Source organism: Lactococcus fujiensis JCM 16395, from assembly GCF_002441655.1.
In the GTDB taxonomy this organism is placed as follows: domain Bacteria; phylum Bacillota; class Bacilli; order Lactobacillales; family Streptococcaceae; genus Lactococcus; species Lactococcus fujiensis.
In genome coordinates this window covers 72,123-93,349 of sequence record NZ_JXJU01000002.1, presented here as the reverse complement: position 1 = coordinate 93,349, position 21,227 = coordinate 72,123, and the positions used below count along the sequence as shown (strand labels likewise).

At 38.3% G+C, this 21,227-nt stretch carries 19 protein-coding genes; 7 read left to right on the top strand and 12 right to left on the bottom strand.

The annotated features are described in order from the left end of the window. Window positions 1-12 precede the first annotated feature (12 nt). The 4 genes from RT41_RS02345 to RT41_RS02330 form a co-directional block, all read right to left on the bottom strand. Complete coding sequence (locus tag RT41_RS02345; protein WP_054639241.1) at window positions 13-459, bottom strand: GNAT family N-acetyltransferase; 447 nt, start codon at window positions 457-459, stop codon at window positions 13-15. A gap of 23 nt (window positions 460-482) precedes the next feature. Continuing rightward, window positions 483-1,316 carry a 3'-5' exonuclease gene (locus RT41_RS02340; protein WP_054639242.1) on the bottom strand — a complete coding sequence of 278 codons (834 nt, stop codon included), beginning with the start codon at window positions 1,314-1,316 and terminating at the stop codon, window positions 483-485. Window positions 1,317-1,363: 47 nt separating this feature from the next. After that, window positions 1,364-3,298: a DNA topoisomerase IV subunit B gene (parE, locus tag RT41_RS02335; RefSeq protein ID WP_096817147.1), complete on the bottom strand. Its 1,935-nt coding sequence runs from the start codon at window positions 3,296-3,298 to the stop codon at window positions 1,364-1,366. 397 nt (window positions 3,299-3,695) lie between these two features. Beyond that, the gene (locus RT41_RS02330) at window positions 3,696-4,154 is read right to left on the bottom strand and encodes an LPXTG cell wall anchor domain-containing protein (RefSeq protein ID WP_054639243.1); all 459 of its coding nucleotides are present in this window, start codon (window positions 4,152-4,154) and stop codon (window positions 3,696-3,698) included. A 233-nt stretch (window positions 4,155-4,387) separates the two neighbouring features. On the opposite strand from RT41_RS02330, the gene plsY reads away from it, so the two are divergent. From plsY to nrdF, 5 genes are all read left to right on the top strand, one after another. After that, window positions 4,388-5,026, top strand: a complete 639-nt coding sequence (gene plsY / locus RT41_RS02325) for a glycerol-3-phosphate 1-O-acyltransferase PlsY (protein WP_054639244.1) — start codon at window positions 4,388-4,390, stop codon at window positions 5,024-5,026. 233 nt (window positions 5,027-5,259) lie between these two features. After that, window positions 5,260-5,478, top strand: a complete 219-nt coding sequence (nrdH, locus tag RT41_RS02320) for a glutaredoxin-like protein NrdH (RefSeq protein ID WP_096817145.1) — start codon at window positions 5,260-5,262, stop codon at window positions 5,476-5,478. A 2-nt stretch (window positions 5,479-5,480) separates the two neighbouring features. Next, window positions 5,481-5,906, top strand: coding sequence for a class Ib ribonucleoside-diphosphate reductase assembly flavoprotein NrdI (nrdI, locus tag RT41_RS02315; protein ID WP_054639246.1), 426 nt, complete (start codon window positions 5,481-5,483; stop codon window positions 5,904-5,906). 115 nt (window positions 5,907-6,021) lie between these two features. Continuing rightward, the gene (gene nrdE / locus RT41_RS02310; protein WP_096817143.1) at window positions 6,022-8,190 is read left to right on the top strand and encodes a class 1b ribonucleoside-diphosphate reductase subunit alpha; all 2,169 of its coding nucleotides are present in this window, start codon (window positions 6,022-6,024) and stop codon (window positions 8,188-8,190) included. A 71-nt stretch (window positions 8,191-8,261) separates the two neighbouring features. Continuing rightward, entirely contained in the window at window positions 8,262-9,239 is a 978-nt protein-coding gene (gene nrdF / locus RT41_RS02305) for a class 1b ribonucleoside-diphosphate reductase subunit beta (protein ID WP_096817141.1), read from the top strand. A gap of 64 nt (window positions 9,240-9,303) precedes the next feature. On the opposite strand, the gene ftsX is transcribed toward nrdF, so the two are convergent. The 4 genes from ftsX to queG form a co-directional block, all read right to left on the bottom strand. Continuing rightward, window positions 9,304-10,236: a permease-like cell division protein FtsX gene (gene ftsX, locus RT41_RS02300; RefSeq protein ID WP_096817320.1), complete on the bottom strand. Its 933-nt coding sequence runs from the start codon at window positions 10,234-10,236 to the stop codon at window positions 9,304-9,306. Next, a complete protein-coding gene (gene ftsE, locus RT41_RS02295; RefSeq protein WP_096817139.1) occupies window positions 10,229-10,921 on the bottom strand; it encodes a cell division ATP-binding protein FtsE in 693 nt (230 codons plus the stop codon). The genes ftsX and ftsE overlap by 8 nt, the downstream gene beginning before the upstream one ends. Window positions 10,922-11,159: 238 nt before the next feature. Further along, on the bottom strand, window positions 11,160-12,260 hold the full coding sequence (gene prfB, locus RT41_RS02290) for a peptide chain release factor 2 (RefSeq protein WP_054639247.1): 1,101 nt from the start codon (window positions 12,258-12,260) through the stop codon (window positions 11,160-11,162). 173 nt (window positions 12,261-12,433) lie between these two features. Next, window positions 12,434-13,489, bottom strand: a complete 1,056-nt coding sequence (queG, locus tag RT41_RS02285; protein ID WP_096817137.1) for a tRNA epoxyqueuosine(34) reductase QueG — start codon at window positions 13,487-13,489, stop codon at window positions 12,434-12,436. A gap of 103 nt (window positions 13,490-13,592) precedes the next feature. Between queG and RT41_RS02280 the strand changes: the two genes are divergently transcribed. Together RT41_RS02280 and ntdP are read left to right on the top strand one after the other, a co-directional pair. Then, a complete protein-coding gene (locus RT41_RS02280; RefSeq protein ID WP_096817135.1) occupies window positions 13,593-14,486 on the top strand; it encodes a metallophosphoesterase in 894 nt (297 codons plus the stop codon). Between the two features lie 86 nt (window positions 14,487-14,572). Then, entirely contained in the window at window positions 14,573-15,103 is a 531-nt protein-coding gene (gene ntdP / locus RT41_RS02275; protein ID WP_096817133.1) for a nucleoside tri-diphosphate phosphatase, read from the top strand. Window positions 15,104-15,128: 25 nt separating this feature from the next. Here the strand turns inward: ntdP and RT41_RS02270 are convergent, their stop codons facing one another. The 4 genes from RT41_RS02270 to RT41_RS02255 form a co-directional block, all read right to left on the bottom strand. Beyond that, window positions 15,129-16,199: a 6-phosphofructokinase gene (locus RT41_RS02270; protein ID WP_096817131.1), complete on the bottom strand. Its 1,071-nt coding sequence runs from the start codon at window positions 16,197-16,199 to the stop codon at window positions 15,129-15,131. Window positions 16,200-16,211: 12 nt separating this feature from the next. Then, window positions 16,212-18,308: a polyphosphate kinase 1 gene (ppk1, locus tag RT41_RS02265; RefSeq protein ID WP_096817129.1), complete on the bottom strand. Its 2,097-nt coding sequence runs from the start codon at window positions 18,306-18,308 to the stop codon at window positions 16,212-16,214. A gap of 229 nt (window positions 18,309-18,537) precedes the next feature. Continuing rightward, a complete protein-coding gene (locus RT41_RS02260) occupies window positions 18,538-20,229 on the bottom strand; it encodes an ABC transporter permease (protein WP_096817128.1) in 1,692 nt (563 codons plus the stop codon). Between the two features lie 19 nt (window positions 20,230-20,248). Continuing rightward, the gene (locus tag RT41_RS02255) at window positions 20,249-21,145 is read right to left on the bottom strand and encodes an ABC transporter ATP-binding protein (protein WP_096817126.1); all 897 of its coding nucleotides are present in this window, start codon (window positions 21,143-21,145) and stop codon (window positions 20,249-20,251) included. Window positions 21,146-21,227: the final 82 nt, after the last annotated feature.

Genomic DNA, 21,227 nt, shown 5'->3' with positions numbered 1-21,227 from the left:
CTAAGTTGCTTATTACAATTTTAATTGCATAACAATATGTTCAATATTATCCTCTAGAAAGAGATCTGAAATCTGTTCAAAGCCTAGTTTTTCATAAAAGGCCTTGGCATAAAATTGAGCCTCTATTTTTACAAGTTCAGCATTTTGAATTTCAAATTGGCTAATCGCCTCTTTAAGCATAACGATCCCAAGTCCTTTTCCACGTGCGATGGGTGCTGTAATCACTCGACCAATTGATACGGCGTCATTAAATGTCACACCTTTTGCAATCAGTCGACATTCAGCCAAAATTTGTCCCGCTTCATTTTCCAGCCACAGATGTTCGGCTGCTTGATCTTTATCATCCAAATCTTGATAAAAACATTCTTGTTCAAGAATAAATACTTCTTGTCGTAATTGTAACAATTTGTATAGTTCAAGTGGACTCAGCTCCGCGAATTTTTTTCTTTTAACAATCATTCAATAGCATTCTTTTCTTATTTTTATAAAACTTCAGAGATATCGGTCACAAAATTTTTCTTTTGCATTTGGACAAAGAAATCAGAATGTATATTCACTTTTTCATTGTCAAATAAGGTCAAGCAAAGGCTGAAACCAGCTGAATACTCTTGACTTATGGAAATTCCGATGACATCAAGTACCTGCCAGCTTTTATCTGTCGCCTGCTTATAATAGACCAAATCCTTCGTTAAAGGTAAGCCTAATTTTCGCCTTAGGGTTTCTGTGATTCCTTCATCTTGAAAACTTGTGAAAAGACTCAATTGTTCATCTTCCGCTTCATCGCTAGTAACCAATGCTTTTTGCGGATGTTCAATTTTCTGCAAATGCTGATATAGTAATCCAGTGACTAGGCAATCGTTCAAAGCATCATGACTGCGGACTGAAATTCCCAGAAAATCCTTCAGATTTTCCAATTTATACGATTTAGCTTTCATTAAACGGCGAGCCTCAGTCAATGTATCATAAACCTCAAATCGCTCCGCATCACGAATTTGACAGTCAATAATGGCTTGGTATAGAAAGCCAACATCAAAAGGTGCATTATGAGCAACCAGCAAATGTCCTTGAATAAAGTTTAAAAAGTCAGGTAAAACATCATTGATGACCGGTTGATTGAGCAGATCGCGACTATAAATCCCTGTCAGGCGTGAAATATCAGCTGAAACATAAGAGCGCTGAGGCTTAATAAGTTGATTGAAACGGGATATTTCATTATTTTCTTCATCATATTTGACCGCCCCAATTTGAATAATTTCATTTTTTTGAGCAGATAAACCAGTGGTCTCAAAATCAAAAACAACATATTTCTGAATCATATTTTTCCTTTTCTGTCAGGACTGACGAAATAACGCCGCCAATGAGACTAAAAAATCCCATCTTCTTCCAATGTGAATTTTACATTATTTTCAATCCATTTACGTCGCGGTGGAACCTTATCTCCCATTAAAACGGAAACCCGTTTTTCAGTCTGTGCGGCATCGTCAATCGTCACTTGGATGAGTGTTCTTGTTTCAGGATTCATTGTCGTTTCCCATAATTGGTCCGCGTTCATTTCTCCAAGTCCTTTATAACGCTGTAATGTTGCACCACGACCGAAATGTTTACGCATTTCTTCTAATTCGCCATTGGTCCATGCATATTCCGTTTTTTCTTTTTTTCCTTTGCCCTCACTCATTTTATACAGTGGTGGCAAAGCGATGTAGACGTGACCAGCTTCGACAAGAGGTTTCATATACCGATAAAAGAAAGTCAAAAGTAAAACTTGAATGTGTGAACCATCGTCATCAGCATCGGTCATGATAATCACTTTGTCGTAATTTCGGTCTTCAAGCGTAAAGTCAGCACCGACACCAGCACCAATAGTATAGATCATCGTATTGATTTCTTCATTTTTCAAAATGTCTTGCATTTTGGCTTTTTCAGTATTGATTACTTTACCGCGTAATGGAAGAATGGCTTGAAACTTCCGATCACGGCCCTGTTTTGCGGAACCTCCAGCAGAATCTCCTTCGACCAGATAGAGTTCGTTTTTATTGGGATTTTTAGTCTGCGCAGGTGTCAATTTTCCGGATAATAATCCTTTAACCTTCTTCGATTTTTTGCCAGAACGAGAATCATCGCGTGCTTTACGTGCGGCCTCACGCGCTTCACGAGCTTTCAAAGCTTTGCGTATCAAATTTTGAGCTAAATCGCCATTTTCTAATAAATAATAGGTCAGTTTCTCAGAAACGACAGCATCGACAATCGGTCGGGCTAAGGGAGAACCCAGTTTATCTTTTGTTTGGCCCTCAAATTGCAAATGTTCCTCAGGAATCAGCAAAGACAAGACGGCGGTCAATCCCTCACGATAATCAGAGCCTTCGAGATTTTTATCTTTATCTTTTAACAAACCGACCCGACGTGCATATTCGTTCATTGCTTTAGTCAATGCTGTTTTCAGACCAGCCTCGTGTGAGCCACCATCTTTCGTACGAACATTATTGACAAAGGACAAAATATTTTCAGAATAACCATCATTGTATTGGAGGGCCACTTCAACATCAAAACCGTCTTGTTGCCCTTCAAAATCGAGAATCGGTGTTAATGTATCTTTGTCTTCATTTAAATAAGCAACAAAATCTTGTACCCCATTTTCATAATGAAATTCAGCACTTTCGCTACTTCTTTCATCATTTAAACTTAAAGTTACGTTTTTCAGTAGAAAGGCTGATTCATTCAACCGCTCATAAATGGTTTGATATTTGAACTCAACGGTCGAAAAAATTGTGCGATCTGGTTTAAAAGTGACTTTTGTTCCCGTTTTCGACTTGGCAGCTTTACCGACTTTTTCAAGCCCTGTGGCTGGGTGTCCCCCGTTGATGAAACGTTGACGGTAAACAACTCCATCACGCGTCACCTCCACTTCAAGCCATTCTGAAAGGGCATTGACCACAGAAGATCCAACCCCGTGTAATCCGCCAGACGTTTTATAGCCTCCTTGGCCAAATTTTCCTCCTGCATGGAGAATCGTGAAGATGACCTCAATTGTTGGTTTACCCGTTTTATGCATTCCAACAGGCATCCCACGTCCTTCATCTTCGACCGTCAAAGATCCATCTTTATTGATTGACACTGCAATTTTTGAACCAAAGCCTGACAAGGCCTCATCAACTGCATTGTCTACGATTTCCCAGACTAAATGGTGCAAACCTGTTCCATCCGTCGATCCAATATACATACCCGGACGTTTTCTTACCGCATCTAATCCTTCAAGGATTTGGATAGCATTATCATCATAATTATTTATATCTACAACCATTAAGTTCTCCATAGATTATTTCAAACCCGTTAAGCAAAAAGCCTCGACCAGTTGGAAAAATTTATCATCCTTTCTATTTTAACCTCTTTAAAAACGTTTGTCAAAGCAGACTTTTTAAACGAATGAAAAATTGTAGCTCTCTTATTTAGTTCAATAAATATTGTCCACTGAGTTCTACTCCTTTCTCTCCTTTCTTCTCTATATTTGTAACTCATTGGATAACTTAAGTATTCTTAATGATCGAACTTTCTTTATCGATGTGTTTGTCCCTGTTTCCCAGTAAGTTTAATTTATTTTCTTAGTATGTTTTTAGTTGAATGAAGCTATTGTCTGAATTTAATTAATTAAACGAAACAAAAAGCGGAAAAGTTTCGCTTTTTGTTTCGTTCTGTTGTCCCTATCTCCTTTTTCTCTTTCGACCAAGTAAAACCGTTCCTGCAAGGCTAATCAAACTCGTACCGATTGCGATTAAATCTGTCGAATCAGCTGTTCCCGTTTTTGGCAAGAGGTGATGGTTAGCGTGTGAGACGCGACTGTATGAAGTTATATTTTTAGGGGCGTAAAATTTCTCTTCTGACCTTTCCTTGGTTGTTTCTCCCTTTTTGGTCACATTGGTTTTAGCAGGATAATTGAACTTTATAGGAGTATTGATTGGTGGGATGGTTTCAGTTTCGTTGGCAAAAGTTGGGGCAATGGTCAATGTCGTAGAATCCGTCCTATCAAGCCCCGTCACTTGCGATTGAATCGTATCTCCTTTTTGAGTCAAGCCTGCATATTGAGCAGCCGTCAAAGTATAAACTAGTGTGGCACTAGCTGTGCCATCTGAAGCAAATGTTCCAGCGGTTGTGGCGGCCACATTTTACAAGTTTGAACCTATTGATTCTGTCTCACATTTTATTCTTAATTTTTATAATTAACAAAGTTTAGTCATAAACCTTAAACTTTGTGAAATTTAAGATTATGATTGAGACCATCCAAGATTTTTCACCGCTTTCTCCAATATTTATGCTATAATTAGGAGCAAACTTAGAATTTAGAATACTATCAACATCACCTTTGTGATTTCGATAGCAGATATTAGGACAAAAAATGACAACAGTACTTTTACTTATCGTTTCCTACCTATTAGGGTCTATTCCTGCCGGATTATGGATTGGCAAAATCTTTTTCAAGAAAAATCTACATGAGTTCGGCTCAGGAAATACAGGAACAACCAATACCTTCCGAATTCTTGGAAAAAAAGCTGGCCTTGTCGTCTTCTTCTTTGATTTATTGAAAGGAACCGTCGCCGTTTTACTGCCAAGTCTTTTTCACAATACTGCTCTCCCGGTGCTCGTCTTTGGTTTATGTGCCGTTTTGGGACATACTTTCTCCATCTTCGATCATTTCCATGGCGGCAAGGCCGTGGCAACTTCGGCTGGGGTTTTATTAGGCTACAATCCACTCTTCTTGTTACTTTTGGTAGTCGTTTTCGTGATTATGCTTTATTTATTTAGTATGATTTCACTTTCAAGCATAAGCGCTGCAATAGTCGCACTTGTTGGTGTTGCTATTTTCCCTGCTTTCTCCTTTATTTTGCACCATTACGATTTGATTTTTACCCTCATTGTTTTGGCCCTGGCAACAATTATCATTTCACGCCACGCTTCAAATATTTCACGCATTAGAAAACACGTTGAAAGTGTCGTACCATGGGGCTTAAACCTTAGTAAACAACACAAGATATAGTGTTTGAATTAAAAATAATACATAAAAAACACTAGATGTAGAAAAAAAACCTTGACTTAGGTTTTTTTTTATACTAAAATAAAAGTACAATTTATTTTACATACGCCGAAACTGTCGCCCCTTATTTTAGACTCCAACGCATGAGGTCACGCCAGATGTTTTTATCTTAGGATAGATAAAACTACCGGATGCGCATTAACAATAAATCACATTAATTATTTCTGGAGGAACTTATGGTCACTGTTTATTCAAAAAACAATTGCATGCAATGCAAAATGGTAAAAAAATGGTTAAATGAACATGATGTTGAATTTGATGAAATTAACATTGATGAAAAACCCGAATTTATCCAAACTGTTTTAGACATGGGATACCGTGCAGCACCGGTTATCAAAAAAGACGAAATTTCTTTTTCAGGTTTCCGTCCTTCCGAACTCGCTAAATTGGTTTAATTATGAAAATTGTTTATTTTAGTCTTACGGGCCAAACCCGTCGCTTTATAAGCAAACTTCAAAATGTAACTGCCGTCGAAATTACGGCTGACGAACCCGACATTGAGCTAACAGAACCGTTTCTTCTCATCACACCATCATATGCTGAAGAGACCCCCACTGTTAGACAGAGTCAAGACGTCGTCGATCCTGTCTTTGAGTTTATGGCATGGGGCTTAAATGCCGCTTTCTGTAAAGGTATCATTGGCACAGGCAATAAAAATTTTGCAGGCATCTACATTTATACTGCTAAAGAATTATCCGCTAAATATCAAATTCCTATATTATATGATTTTGAATTTAATGGCACTCCAAAGGATGTCGAATTTGTGCAAACACTAATTCAAAAATTGGATGCCGGAGCAAAAATTAGAACTTCACCGCATTAATCCATGAAGTCCGAACATTGGAACAATATTATTCTAGGAGAGCATAGATTTCGGCTCTCCTAGTGCATTTTCTAAATGAATTAGAAAATAATTTCACATAGATAGAAAGGCAGCTATGTCTCTCAAAGAACTTAATGATGTCACTTATTTCGAACTCAATAACGAAATAAATATTCCCGTTAATGGCTCAATTCCATTAGCAAAAGACCGTGAGGCAATCAAAGCCTTTTTTAAAGAAAACGTACGACCTAACAGTTTTCATGCGGAAACTTACATGGACAAAATCGAATGGTTACTTGAAAATACCTATCTTGAAGAAGCTTTTATCCGTAAATACAGTCCAGAATTTATCACGGGATTACGCAAAGAGCTGGGTGCTTTTGGCTTCCGTTTTGATTCTTTCATGGCGGCATACAAATTTTACAATCAGTATGCGATGAAAGACAACGAAGGCGAAATGTACCTTGAAGATTTTGAAGATCGGGTTTTGATGAATGCCTTGTACATGGCAGATGGCAGCGAGAATTTAGCGCGCGATCTAGCTTTTTCAATGATCAACCGCCGCTACCAACCTGCAACACCTACATTCTTGAATGCTGGTCGTCAACGTCGTGGTGAATTTGTTTCATGTTTCTTGTTACAGATTTCAGATGATATGAATTCTATCGGCCGAACAATTAATTCTGCCCTCCAACTTTCTAAAAATGGTGGTGGTGTTGGCCTTAATTTGTCAAACTTGCGTGGAGCTGGTGCTCCAATTAAAGGTTATGATGGTGTAGCGGCTGGTGTCGTTCCGGTCATGAAATTATTTGAAGATGCTTTTTCCTATGCCAATCAATTGGGGCAACGTCAAGGGGCAGGTGTCGTTTACCTTTCAATTTTCCACCCCGACATTTTGGAATTTCTTTCTACAAAAAAAGAAAATGCGGATGAAAAAATTCGCGTAAAAACTTTGTCACTCGGAGTAACCGTACCTGATAAATTTTACGAATTGGTTCGTAAAGGCGAACCCATGTACACCTTCGAACCTTATACTGTAGAACGTGTTTATAACAAACCCTATGTTGAAGTGGATATTACCGCTGAATACGACAATATGGTGGCTAATCCAAAGATTCGTAAGAAAAAATTGGATGCTCGTACAGTTGAACAAGAAATTTCAAAACTTCAACAAGAATCTGGTTATCCTTATGTCATCAATATTGATACAGCGAATAAAGCCAATCCTGTAGATGGTATTATTTCTATGTCAAACCTGTGTTCTGAAATTTTACAAGTTCAAACGCCTTCAGTCCTCAGTGATGACCAAACTTATGAAGTCCTCGGAACAGACGTTGCCTGCAACTTGGGTTCAACAAACATCATGAACATGATGACATCTGGTGCTGATTTTGGAACATCTATTGAATCAATGGTTCGCGCCTTGACATTCATTTCTGAAACAACGAATTTGGACACTGTACCAACAGTCCGCAAGGGAAATGGTCAAATGCATGCTATAGGACTTGGTGCAATGGGCTTACACAGTTTCCTTGCCAATAATCATATTCATTATGATTCAAAAGAAGCCGTTGAATTCACGAGTGTTTATTTCATGTTATTGAACTACTATACTTTGGTTGCTTCAAATGAATTGGCTATTGAAAAAAATGCAAGTTTTGCTGGATTTGAACGCTCTGCCTATGCGGATGGTTCATACTTTGACAAATACCTAACGCACGATTATTTTGATGTGACCTCTGATAAAATTAAAGCCTTGTTTGCTGACATCAAAGTTCCAACACCTGAAGATTGGGCTGCTTTGAAGACTTCTGTAATGGAAAATGGGGTTTATAATTCTTATCGAATGGCCGTTGCACCAAATGGTTCAATTTCATACATTAATGATTGTTCTTCTTCAATTCACCCAATTGTAAATCGTATCGAAGAACGTCAAGAAAAGAAAGTTGGAAAAATTTACTACCCAGCTGCTGGACTTGCTACTGATACAATTCCTTACTACAAATCAGCCTACGATACTGATATGCGTGCCGTAATCGATGTTTATGCAGCGGCAACAGAACACGTTGACCAAGGTCTCTCATTGACTCTCTTCATGCGTTCTACCTTGCCTGAAGGCCTCTATGAATGGAAAGTTTCAACGAATAAAATGACAACGCGTGACCTTTCTATTTTACGTAACTATGCTTACAAAAAAGGGATCAAAACCATTTATTACGTCCGTACCTTTACTGATGACGAAGATGAAGTGGGCGCAAATCAATGTGAATCATGTGTCATCTAACTTAGAAGTCTGAGTAAATCTTTGTTTGCGATGACAAAAGATGATGCCTTTCAAAGAGAAGGAAAATATTAATGAATTACGATACAAAACGTGGTGCAGCAAATTACGCTGCAATTAACTGGAATTCAATTGAAGATTCCATTGACAAATACACTTGGGAAAAATTAACGAGCCAATTTTGGCTGGATACACGTGTTCCTGTCTCAAATGACCTTGATGACTGGCGCGGTAAATTGACTGATTTGGAACGCCACACTTACAGCAAAGTCTTTGCAGGCTTAACCTTACTTGATACACTTCAATCTCAAGACGGAAATGTGGCTATGCTTGACGATGCACGAACCATGCAAGAACGTGCGTGTTTCAACAACATTATCTTCATGGAATCAGTACATGCGAAGTCATATTCAACCGTCTTTTCAACTCTGCTTTCAAAAGCCGAAATTGACGAGCTGTTTGACTGGGTTGATAACAATGAATACATGCAGAAAAAAGCTGAAATCCTCAACCATTACTACCAAGATGGCACACCCTTGCAAAAAAAAGTGGCTTCTGTTTTCTTGGAAAGCTTCCTTTTCTACTCTGGTTTTTACACACCGCTTTGGTACCTCGGAAACAACAAAATGATTAATGCAGCCGAAATCATTAAATTGATTTTACGTGATGAGTCAGTCCATGGCACTTACATTGGATATAAGTTCCAACTCGGGTTCAACGAACTTTCAGAAGCTGAACAAGACGAGTTTAGAAGTTGGATGTATGATTTACTTTATGAATTGTACGAAAATGAAGAACGCTATGCTGAATTGCTCTATGATGAAATCGGTTGGACCGAGGAAGTCAAAACTTTCCTCCGCTATAACGCTAACAAAGCATTGATGAATTTAGGTCAAGATCCGCTCTTTCCAGATACGGCCGCAGACGTTAATCCTGTCGTGATGAATGGAATCTCTACTTCTTCATCAAATCACGATTTCTTCAGTCAAGTTGGAAACTCCTATCTCCTCGGCGAAGTTGAATCAATGTCAGATGATGACTATAATATTTAATAAAAAATCTCCCAAAGGAGATTTTTTTATTACAAAAAAAGCTCGCTAGGCAAGCTTTTTTCTTTTATATTCTCAAGAATCGGCGCATCGAGAGCAAGGCTCCAAATGAACCAATCAAGACACCAATGACAACCATAATTCCTGTAATTTGAGGAATAAATGAACTTGGTGAGTAAAGGTACAATTGTTGTGGTCGAAGACTTGGAAGCAAGCTGTTATAAGCAATTTTATAACCCCATGCTAACAAGAGACTTGGTATGATTGAACCCAATAGGCCAACCCATGCACCTTCAAGGAAGAATGGCCAACGAATATAGCCGTTCTTAGCCCCAACCAGACGCATAATTTGAATCTCACGTTGACGGGACATGATCGTAATACGAATGGTATTCTGGATCAAAAAGATAGCCATGAAAAGCAAAAGTGCAGCCAAACCAATTCCCCAAAGTCGAATAGATTTTGCAAAAGCAAAGATTTTGGTCGTGCTTGAACCACCATAATTGACTTTGTTTATGCTAGAAATTTTTTGAACTTGAGCCGCAATGGATTTAACTTTGTTTGGAGAATCTGCTTCGATGATGTAGGCATCATAAAGCGGATTAGCATCCCCTTTAAATAATTTATAAGTTGGAATCGATTCAGTTAATTGATTCAATTGTTCTTGCTTACTAGAAAATTTAATGGTCTTCACATCCGACAATTTCGTCAACTGGTTATAAACTTTTTTATAATCGGCATTCGTTATCTGCTTGGAAGAATCTTTTGGATCAGTCACCTTTTGTTCCTGGTCGTGTACGTCCAAATTCATGTATGCCACGATACGGACATTATTTTCTATATCTGTAGCCAATTTTGATACATTCATGATAATTGACAAAAATGCACCAACAAGGACAAGTGTAATCATAACTGATGAAACGGCAGCAATGGTCATCCAGCCGTTACGTTTTATGTTCTTAAGAGATTCACCGATATGTCTAAAGAAATTTCTAATCATCATAGCCATAATCTCCTTCCTCTTGGTCACGAACAATACGTCCATTTTCAATCGCAATAACACGGTGTTTCAACGTATTTACGATTTGGCTATTGTGTGTTGCCATGAGAATCGTTGTGCCTTGAAGATTAATCTTTTCGAGCAAATTCATAATTTCCCAAGAATTTTCTGGGTCCAAATTACCAGTTGGTTCATCGGCAATTAGGACTTTAGGGGCATTAGCAATTGAACGAGCAATTGCTACACGTTGTTGTTCCCCACCCGAGAGTTCATTAGGGAACGAACGAATTTTGTGTTTTAAACCGACCAAATCGAGAACTTCACTGACCCGTTTTTTGATTTCGCGTGGATTTTTTCCAATAACTTCCATTGCGTAAGCAATATTTTCAAATACTGTCTTTTTAGGCAACAATTTATAGTCTTGGAAAACAACTCCGACAGAACGCCGAAGCATTGGAACTTCGCGCCCTTTCAGCTTGCTTAAATCATATTTTGCAACGTGACCTGAACCTTTATCAATCTTCAGTTCGCGGTAAAGCAACTTGATAAAAGTTGATTTACCAGCTCCAGATGGACCAACAATATACGTAAATTCACCCGGTTCAATTTCGAGGGAAATATTACGTAAAGCGGTCGTTCCATTTGAATATTTTTTTGTCACATTGCTTAGTTTAATAATACTCATGAGTACCTTTCCTATGCAAATATTTTTACTCATTCCCATCAATAATGGGACAAGTAAAATGTTTTATTCGTTTGCAAACTCGTCGAGTTTACTCTAAATTCTCCATACTTCGCTGAGTACGGACGTTACAATTATATCAAAAAAGCAGCGATAAAGTAAGTCAATTCATATCACTGATTTCTTTATTATAACAATTTAGTTAAAGAAGTGTTTCATTCTGCACTTGAATTCACACACATTAGAGTGTTTTCCAACGCAAATATGCATTGATGAAGCCGTCAATATCACCATCCATCACATTATCAATCTGACCAGATTCAAAGCCAGTTCTGGTATCTTTAACTAATTGATAAGGCATGAAAACGTAGGAACGTATTTGACTTCCCCAAGAAATTTCTGATTGGTCTCCACGTAATTCATCAACTTCGGCTTGTTTTTTGTCCATTTCAAGTTGAACCAATTTAGATTTTAACATATTAAGGGCAATTTCATCATTTCCGTATTGTGTCCGGTCAATAGTTGATTGAACGACAATTCCTGTTGGAATATGCGTATAACGAACCCCTGTGGTTACCTTATTGACGTTTTGTCCACCTGCTCCACCAGCGTGAAAGACATCCCGTTTGAGGTCTGACTTGCTAATGTTGACTTCGATAGTCTTATCCAATTCAGGCATGACATCAACCGATGTAAATGAGGTATGACGACGGTTTGCCGAATCAAAAGGAGAAATTCGAACCAAACGGTGAACGCCTTTTTCACCACGTAAAAAGCCGTAGGCATTGTGACCATTGAAGCGAATTGTTACCGATTTGAGACCAGCAACGTCGCCGTCCTGATAATCCAAGATTTCAACTTTATATCCATGTGCTTCACCCCAACGTGTATACATCCGCATCAGCATTGATCCCCAGTCCTGTGCCTCTGTTCCACCAGAACCTGGATGAATTTCCACAATGGCATTCATGTGGTCATAAGGTTGATTGAGCAAAATTTCAAGTTCGTATTTCTCGATGACTTCTTCAAGTTCAACGACATTTGCTTCAAGTTCTTCTTGCATTTCTTCATCTGGTTCTTCTTGAAGCATTTCAAGCATGGCTTCAGCCTCTTCATAAAGGTCAGACATGTGCATAAAATTGTCGTATTTTGCTTTCAAGATGTTTGATTCATCGATTACTTTTTGAGCTGCAGTTGAGTCATTCCAAAAATTGGGATCGGCCATATCATTGTCAAAAAGAGCGATTTCTTCTTCGAGCCGATCAAGGTCCAAAGCATTGCGGAAATCCTCTACTTTTTGATGATGTTTTTCCAATAGATTTCTAATTTCAGATAGTTCCATAAACTCCATTTTACCATATTATGACTAAAAAAGACAGTAGATTAACGCGCTACTGTCTTTGTATAAGGTGTTTTTTCGAACCTGATGCTTTATTTTCTTAGAAGGTTTTTTTAATAAAAATAGTAAAAAACAAGCTTTACTTAAACAGATTGATGGGCTTCGTATAACGATTCTTATTTCCGTGGACGAATTCTTTTTTTGCCATTTTCTAATCGTTCAATAGCCCATTCTGCTGCATCGACCATATATTCTCTGACGTCTTGCTCCACAATTTCTTTAAGTTTTGGGAGTGCCGATTTATCATTTGCATTGGCTAGCGCATAAACGGCATTGCGCTGAATTGGATTTTTTCCTCTCCAAGAACCTGCCATTGCGCCAAATTTATTAACAAATTGCTTATTTGATAAATCAAGGAGGGGGAGCAATTCTGGGTTAGTCAATTCAGGGTCGGGTTCCATTTCAGGATGAAAATGACTATCAATTCCTTTATTATAAGGGCAAACCATTTGACAAATATCACAACCATAAATCACTGTTTTGATTTTGTCGCGATATTCTTCTGGCATTTTTCCTTTGGCCTGTGTTTGATAACTCAAACAACGTTGAGCATTAAGGCGTCCATCTCCAAGCAAAGCTTTTGTTGGACAAAAGTCAACACAGCGGGTACATTCCCCACAGCCGTAATCAACTGGTTGATCGGGTTCAATTTCCAAATTGGTGACTAGTTCACCCAGAAACATCCATGAGCCATATTCTTTACTGATGAGTAATCCGTTTTTTCCAATAAAACCGATACCGCTTCGTGCAGCTACTGCAACATCGACAAGGGCTCCTGTATCAACCATTGCCTTATAGTTAAAGTCACCAGCAATTTTTTCAATTCCTCTGGCTAGAGCATCTAGTTTACGGCCTAAGACATCATGATAATCTTCTCCCCAAGACCCACGTGAAAATTGGCCCCGCCGATATTCTGTCTTTTCGGGACGCCCCAAGGGCTTATTAGGGTATGCAATAGCGATTGAGATAATAGTTTTGGCATCTTCGACAGCTAGTTTTGGATGCAAACGCTCGTCCAAATTTTGATGTTCAAAACCACTGGTGTGCCCAGCTTCTTTCTGTTCAACCAATGATTTGCGCAAGTATTCGAAATTATCTGCCGTGGTAAAGCCGATTTTTTGAATATTTAATTCCCGTGCCAATTCTTGAATGGCTGCTTTAAGATTATTCATGTCCCTATTTTATCATTTTATCTGACAAAATGAATTGCTCTAGTTTATCTAAACTAGAATTGAATAGCTTGTTATAATTCCATGAAACAGTTATAATTTTTTTATGAATGATTCACAAAAACTTGCAATAATTTCTGATTTCCACATGGATATTAATCAGTTCACCCCCCCAGAATTAGACCTCTTTAAGAAAATTTTACTCAAGGAAAAAGTTACCCACCTCCACTTTGCCGGGGATATGTCCAATGACTTCTATGGCCTAACCGTGCCCTATCTTGTTGAGTTGTCAGCAGAAACAGGAATTGTGGTTACTTCAAATTTGGGTAACCACGATATGGTAGGACTAACTGAGAATGAAATCGAAGCGAATGATTTTCAGATTTTTTGGTTTGGACAAACCGCGTTCGTCAGTTTTGCTGGATGGTATGACTATTCTTTTTTAAAGGGTAAAATGAGCCAGAAAAAATTGGAAAACTTTAAGAAAAATTTTTATTTTGACCGAAAAATCCATCGTGCGTTGGACGATATTCTGACAACTGAAAAAATCTGTCAGCAGCTCAATGACGTATTGTCAGGCTTGACACATGCAAAACGGATTATAGTGAGTATGCACTTTGTACCACATCATCAATTTATCATAAATACGCGATACGAAAAGTTTGAAAAATTTAATGCTTTCTTGGGTTCAGATCGATTCCATGAGATTTTTATGAGGTTTCCAAATATTTCCGATGTTGTTTTTGGGCACATACACCATCGCTACGAGCCAAGAAAAATTAAGGGCATCATTTATCATGCTCGCCCTTTAGGTTACACTTATGAATGGCAAATGGTAGATCGGTTCTTTCATACCTATCCCACTTATCAAATCCCAGAAATGTACCACCTGAGGAAGCGTTACAATGCAATCAAAAACGAATCTGCTTGGCTTAAATTTCGTCAATCTCACCTGAAAAAAGAGTTTTTGTCAGCGCTCACATTATTTGAAATAAATTAGAAAATAATGTCATTTGAACTATTAAAATTAAGAAAAAAGTGGTACAATGATGAGTGAGAACTTTGAATTGAGAAAGCGAGAAAGCCTTGAAAATTCCAAAAGAAGGCGACTTTATCACGATTCAAAGCTATAAACATGATGGCAGTCTCCATCGTACATGGCGTGACACGATGGTCCTGAAAACGAATGAAAATTCTATTATTGGCGTAAATGATCATACGCTCGTGACTGAATCCGACGAACGTCGTTGGGTTACGCGCGAACCTGCAATCGTTTACTTCCACAAAAAGTTTTGGTTTAACATCATTGCTATGATTCGTGAGGAAGGCGTCAGCTACTACTGTAATTTAGCGAGTCCCTTCATCCTTGATAACGAAGCATTAAAGTACATTGATTACGATCTTGACATTAAAGTTTTTAAAGACGGCGAGAAAAAATTACTCGACGTTGAAGAATATGAGCGTCATCGTAAACAAATGTCTTATCCAAAGGAAATAGATTACATTTTAAAAGAGAATGTAAAAATTCTTGTGGATTGGATTAATAACGAAAAAGGTCCTTTTTCAAAAGAATATGTTGACATTTGGTACAATCGTTATCACCAACTAAAAAAATAGCCTTAAGGCTATTTTTTTTATTTTATTAATCAGCAAACGATATTCCGATACTTCTCGCAGCGAGCAAAAGACTGTCATCTTCTGGAACGGGTTTTGCTTTCCCAGCAATTTCACTGAGTTGATTAAACGAAATTCGCCCATTCACCTTGGCTACTGTAACACCGTATACTTCATCGGCTATAAGACCTGCGGCAACGGCACCGAGTTGCATGGTATAATTGCGGTCACGCGCTGAAGGCTCACCACCTCGCAAAACGTGTCCCGGTATAGCCGTTCGAATTTCAATACCAAGTCCTTTCGCAATATCATCTCCTACTTTATCTGCAATAGAATTAAAACCTGCCAACTTGCGCTCAGACAAACGTTCTTTATTTTTCATCTTACGCTCTTCTTTTGCAAATGCACCCTCACTGACAACGACAATGGCATAATTTTTTTCTTTAAGTGTCTTTTTTAATGCGTCATTCAATTTCTCCGCAGAATAGGGTATTTCAGGCAGAATGATTGCATCGGCACCCGCGGAAACGCCAACCGATAAGGCCAACCAACCTACTTTATTTCCCATGATTTCGACCACAAAGACACGTGAATGCGATGCAGCTGTAGTTTGGATTCGATCAATATAATCAGCGCCCACTTGAACTGCGGTATCGTAGCCAAAGGTTTCTTCGGTACCGAAAATGTCATTGTCAATTGTTTTGGGCAGACCAACGATATTTAAACCTCTTTCAGAAAGGAGGTTGGCAATTTTATGTGTCCCATTCCCCCCCAAGACAACGAGCGCATCAAGGTCAAGTTTATTATAATTCTTAACAATTTTGTCTGCTTTAGAAATACCGTTTTCGTCTTTGACATCAATCGTCTTGAAGGATTGGCGAATCGATCGTAAAAACGTCCCCCCTTTTGTCAATAGTCCCTCAAAGTCTTTCGGTTTCAGGACCTTGGTATTTAAATCTATTAAGCCAGTGTAACCATCCAATATGCCAATGATTTCCACATCATCTATTTTACGATAAATGGCTTTAGCCACTGCATATATTGCTGGATTAAGTCCTGCGCAGTCTCCGCCACTTGTTAGTATGCCAATTCGTTTCATTTTTTCCCTCACTTATTTTTGATTGACTATTTTTTTAATCCATTTGCCAACAGTTTCAGCATGAGCTAATTCATTCAGCCGTGCTTGACTGTCGACGAGTTTTGTTCGTTTCCCTACTCGAACAGGAACATATTTTCCTTTTGCATTTTGAATGCGTGCATTGACATTATCTTGCAAACATAAATCCAAAATCAATTGTAACTTCTTTTTACCCTCCTCGTCATAAATAGGTGATGCCGCTTCAACACGACCAGTCAAATTTCGTGTCATCAAGTCGGCAGAAGAGATATAGTATTTCCGTTCCCGTTGACCATCACCAAAAGCAAAAATTCGTGAATGTTCTAAATAGCGACCAACGATTGAACGAACCCTTATATTTTCTGTCTCACCCTTTACGCCCGGAATTAGACAGCAAATGCCACGAACGATTAAATCAACTTTAACTCCTGCTTTCGAGGCTTCAACAAGTTTATTCATCATCTCCTTTTCGGTTAATGAATTCATTTTTAAGATGATCCTCGCAGGGAGGTGCTTTTTAGCAGCTTCAATTTCTTCATCCATAAGTTCAATTAATTTGGGTTTCATTAAAAGTGGTGAAACAAGTAAGGCTCGACTTTGTTGAACAAATGATCCAATTTCAATATGAGTAAACACATTTTTGACATCAGCAGTAATTTTGTTATCAGAGGTCATTAGTGCCACATCTGTATAAAAGCGGGCTGTCGTTTCATTAAAATTACCCGTTCCAATCAAGCAGACTGAACGGTAGTCTTTTAACTCTATGAGAAGGAGTTTTGAATGCACCTTGTAACCGGGTAGCCCGTAAATGACATTAATTCCTGCCTTATTTAACTTTTCGGACAAATCAATATTATTTTCTTCATCGAAGCGGGCCCTCAATTCGATGATGACCGTCACGTCCTTCCCCTTTTTACTTGCCGCAATTAAAGCAGCCACAATTTTTGAATGTTTAGATACACGATAAAGGGTCATCGATAAATGGCTGACGCGCTCATCTTTTGAAGCCTGCTCGAGTAAGCGAACCATGGGCGAAAAACTTTCAAATGGATAGGACATAAGAACATCTTTTTCAAGTAATTGGTCAATTATATCTTTCGATTCATCCAAAGACTTAGTATTGGCCGGTTTTACAGGTGGATAAAAGGCCTTCTTGTGCATCTTTTTAGTAAATAAGTTTTCTAATTCATCTAGGTAGTCAAATTCGAGTGGGGTACTGTATTTAAAAAACTGAGTCTTTCGAAGTGCAAAATTACGGGCTAGATAATTGAGCATTTTGGGAGCTGAATTGCCTCTAAATTTAACCATGACAGGCGCTCTAAAATTACGAACTTCAACGATTTTGGACATCGTTTCTGAAAAATCAGGATCATAATCATACAGACCATCACTCTCATCGATGTCTGCATTTCTAACGACTGAAAAAACCATTTTTCCTTCAACTATAAACTTGTGAAAAATACGATTGGCATATCTGAAGATGAGGTCTTCGATGAGCATAAATCGTTTTGGATTGGAAGGAATACGTACAATTTTGTCAACATCTTCTGGAATTGGAAGAAAGCCAAAACGAGTATTTCCTTTTTTTGTCTTAAGCGTCACTCCTAAAACTTGTTTTTCATTTTCGAAAAATGGTAAGGGGTGATTCTTTTCGACAATGAAAGGCATCATTTGGGGAGCTACTTTATACTTGAAAATATTTTTAAGAAAGTTCTCATCTTTATCTGATAATTTTTCTGTTTCTTGAATCTGGGAAATCCCATAATTAGCGAGTTCCTGATTCAATTTGTCATAAGCCAGATCAAATCGTGGGATCAGACGCTTAGTTTTTCTCAAAACGGTCCGAAACTGTACCGTGACATTCGTTTTTGTTTGGGTATCATAGCTTTCGTTGTCCAAAATTAATTGGTCATTTAGCCGACCAACCCGAACGCGATAAAATTCATCCAAGTTATTCATGTAAATGGATAAAAAACGCAACCGTTCAAAAGTCGGTGTACTAACACGTTCTGCTTCTTCTAGCACTCGCTCATTAAACTGTAACCAAGAAATTTCTCGATTGGTATAAATTTCTGCTTTTTCGTCTGCCATCCTCAATCCTTTTCTATTTTTTTATCTATTCAAATTTTAACACAATTTTAAATTAATTATCAATTTTCTAATAACTTTTTATACATTATTTATTATTTTTGGGAAAATAAAACAGCTCTGTTCTGTCAGTCGAAAAAATAATTTCCGACTTGTAGAACAGACCTGTTTTTTTGTATTCAAATTCAATATCCTGAACTAATTTAGGCTCTTGAGATGAATTTTTTATTCACTAGCCACTGATGATGTCGCGGCGACGATACCCAATTAAGCCAATGATTACAAATACGAGTGACAAAATGAGAATCATCCAGAATGATGACCAATTCGCAACAATCTGTGAATTAACATGAACATTTAAGTCATAACCTGTTGCTGTTTTACTCAATGCGTGTACCGTCTTGGTCGTTACTTTTGTCAAATTGTGATAGATATCCAAATTCATGATATTGTTGCTCAAATTGAGCATATTCCCGATGACACCAATAAAGAAACTAAAGCCGATGTAGGCCCAAATTAAACTCGACAGACGTGGAAGATATGCGATAAGTAAGCCTAGCAAACCTAGAATAAATAAAGTTCCAATAGCAGATACCATTCCACCGCTCAACAGCGTGCCAAAACTCAACGCATTTTTGTTTCCCATTTGAACAAGATAGATTCCTAGGATTCCAATGAATTGAGCCAAAGCGCCAAGCACCCACGCAATCACAGTATATGTCAGGTATAATTTTGTCCGAGAAAGAGGCATTGAATAGAGTTGTTCAAGTCGATTGTGTCTTTCTTCAGAAACAATTCTCTGCAAGGAGGTAACTGCAAAACAGACGGATAAAAGTGAGATGACCAAATAGACCGTCATCAAGAAATCCTGCGTCATTACATTTCCTGTCGCGTGTTCTGTAATGCCCATGGCCCGTGACATATAATTGTTAGAACCAGCAGATCCAATAAGATTGCCAATTTGCCCAATCATGGAACCATAGGTGATTCCCATGACAAAGATTCCAAGCAACCAACCAATAGTGGCTGTTCTTTGTTGACGTAATGTAAATCCTGTAAATGTTTTGAGTAAGAAACCAGCATGAGCTTTTCCATTACCTTCAGGTAAATAACCTGCGGTTACGTCTCGATTAATTTCGATTAGGTATGAAAGAGCTAGCAATATTGCAGCCAATAAGAGGGTCAGGATGACTGGGAGCCAATTATCTTTGACATACGCATCAGTCAAGTAAGACCAAGACAATGGATTGAGCCAACTCAAAGATTCAGCTTTAATATCTGAGTACATTCTGAGGATGTACAAAGTCCCTAAAATTCCAATCGAAGCCCCTTTCGCACCACCAGCATCTGGGAAAATATTCATCATGACAAGAGCCACGATTCCCCACAAAAAGCCTTGCGCACCGATTGAAAAGGAAAAGAGGAGATTACTCGACAGCGGCATTCCAGCAACATGTTGAGCAGCAAGAGAACCGGCTAATGCTAAACTCATTATAATATGGAGTAGAAGTAATTCAATAACGACTGCTGTCGTATTTGCTAATTTACCGATTTGAAAACTCCGCAGTAGCTCAGCTATTCCTTCATCTTCTTCTTTTCTGGTCCGATTGACGACGTAGATAATAGAAACAACTGCGAATACAACGACGGTCATCAGAGGCATGATACCACCAAAAGCCGATGCTGCTGTGAAATCCGTGGCATGTTTCACGGCTGTAGGACCAAAGAGCGCAACCAATGCCGGATTCTCAAACAAACTATACATGGAGGCAGCGGTTGCTTTTGAATTCATTGCCAGTTCAAATTTACCTGCGCCTGAAGCTGCATAGGCAAGGAGAGCAATGACCCAAATGAGATATTTTATCCAATCCCTTTTGAAGAGTGTCCGCATCATCATCAATGTATGATTAAATGGTTTATTCATTTTAATTCTCCCTCAGCTCTTAACGTGATGCATTTTCTTGAGCATAGTGATGCATGAAGAGTTCTTCCAAGGTCTGTGGTGTGCTGTCTAATTTGACCACCGTGTAATCCGACAAAGCTTGGAGAATATCTTGAATTTTATCAGAATCAGCTTGGAAAACTGCTTTATTTCCATTAACCTTCAAATCGTGAACAGCTTCTACCATTTGCAATCCGAGCGGTGGTGTCGTTGTTTCAACTTTAAATTCATAACGGGTCAAATGACGCATTTCTTCCAGAGTACCATATTCAACAATCTCACCCGCACGAATGATCGCAATTTTATCACATAGTCGTTCGACTTCAGATAAAATGTGACTCGACAGGAGAATCGCTTTTCCTTCTTTTTTCAAACGTTCAACTTCTTCTTGGAAAACAGCTTCCATCAATGGGTCCAGACCACTTGTTGGTTCATCAAAAATATACAAATCGGCTTTACTTGCCAGTGCAGCAATCAATGCTACTTTTTGACGGTTCCCTTTTGAATATGAACGTGCTTTTTTCTTTGGGTCAAACTCGAATTTTTTTATTAACTCATCACGTTTTTCTGAATCAAATTCACCGTGCATCTCCAAAAACAGATCAATGATTTCACCACCCGTAAGGTTGGGCCAAAGATAGACATCCCCAGGTACGTAAGCAATGTTTTTATGAATCTCTATGGCCTCTTTCCAAACATCTTTGCCAAATATTTCTGCTTGCCCAGAAGTTGCTTTTATTAAACCAAGAAGTGTCCTAATGGTTGTTGATTTCCCTGCTCCGTTTGGTCCGACATAACCCAAAACCTCGCCCGAATGAAGCTCAAATGTCACATTTTTCAAGGCCTGAAATTTTCCAAAATTCTTTTGGAGTGCTTTTACTTCCACAATATTTACCATGATATTTCCCTCCCCATACAGAACTTTTTGTCCTTAGATCTCGTTCTGTCAGTAATAACAACTTGCTAAAAGGATAATTGAA

Bases quoted from the DNA above. Each gene is read 5' to 3' on its own strand.
- RT41_RS02345 (WP_054639241.1), bottom strand. From the start codon at position 459: ATGATTGTTAAAAGAAAAAAATTCGCGGAGCTGAGTCCACTTGAACTA.
- RT41_RS02340 (WP_054639242.1), bottom strand. From the start codon at position 1,316: ATGATTCAGAAATATGTTGTTTTTGATTTTGAGACCACTGGTTTATCT.
- parE (WP_096817147.1), bottom strand. From the start codon at position 3,298: ATGGTTGTAGATATAAATAATTATGATGATAATGCTATCCAAATCCTT.
- plsY (WP_054639244.1), top strand. From the start codon at position 4,388: ATGACAACAGTACTTTTACTTATCGTTTCCTACCTATTAGGGTCTATT.
- nrdH (WP_096817145.1), top strand. From the start codon at position 5,260: ATGGTCACTGTTTATTCAAAAAACAATTGCATGCAATGCAAAATGGTA.
- nrdI (WP_054639246.1), top strand. From the start codon at position 5,481: ATGAAAATTGTTTATTTTAGTCTTACGGGCCAAACCCGTCGCTTTATA.
- nrdE (WP_096817143.1), top strand. From the start codon at position 6,022: ATGTCTCTCAAAGAACTTAATGATGTCACTTATTTCGAACTCAATAAC.
- nrdF (WP_096817141.1), top strand. From the start codon at position 8,262: ATGAATTACGATACAAAACGTGGTGCAGCAAATTACGCTGCAATTAAC.
- ftsX (WP_096817320.1), bottom strand. From the start codon at position 10,236: ATGATTAGAAATTTCTTTAGACATATCGGTGAATCTCTTAAGAACATA.
- ftsE (WP_096817139.1), bottom strand. From the start codon at position 10,921: ATGAGTATTATTAAACTAAGCAATGTGACAAAAAAATATTCAAATGGA.
- prfB (WP_054639247.1), bottom strand. From the start codon at position 12,260: ATGGAACTATCTGAAATTAGAAATCTATTGGAAAAACATCATCAAAAA.
- queG (WP_096817137.1), bottom strand. From the start codon at position 13,489: ATGAATAATCTTAAAGCAGCCATTCAAGAATTGGCACGGGAATTAAAT.
- RT41_RS02280 (WP_096817135.1), top strand. From the start codon at position 13,593: ATGAATGATTCACAAAAACTTGCAATAATTTCTGATTTCCACATGGAT.
- RT41_RS02270 (WP_096817131.1), bottom strand. From the start codon at position 16,199: ATGAAACGAATTGGCATACTAACAAGTGGCGGAGACTGCGCAGGACTT.
- ppk1 (WP_096817129.1), bottom strand. From the start codon at position 18,308: ATGGCAGACGAAAAAGCAGAAATTTATACCAATCGAGAAATTTCTTGG.
- RT41_RS02260 (WP_096817128.1), bottom strand. From the start codon at position 20,229: ATGAATAAACCATTTAATCATACATTGATGATGATGCGGACACTCTTC.
- RT41_RS02255 (WP_096817126.1), bottom strand. From the start codon at position 21,145: ATGGTAAATATTGTGGAAGTAAAAGCACTCCAAAAGAATTTTGGAAAA.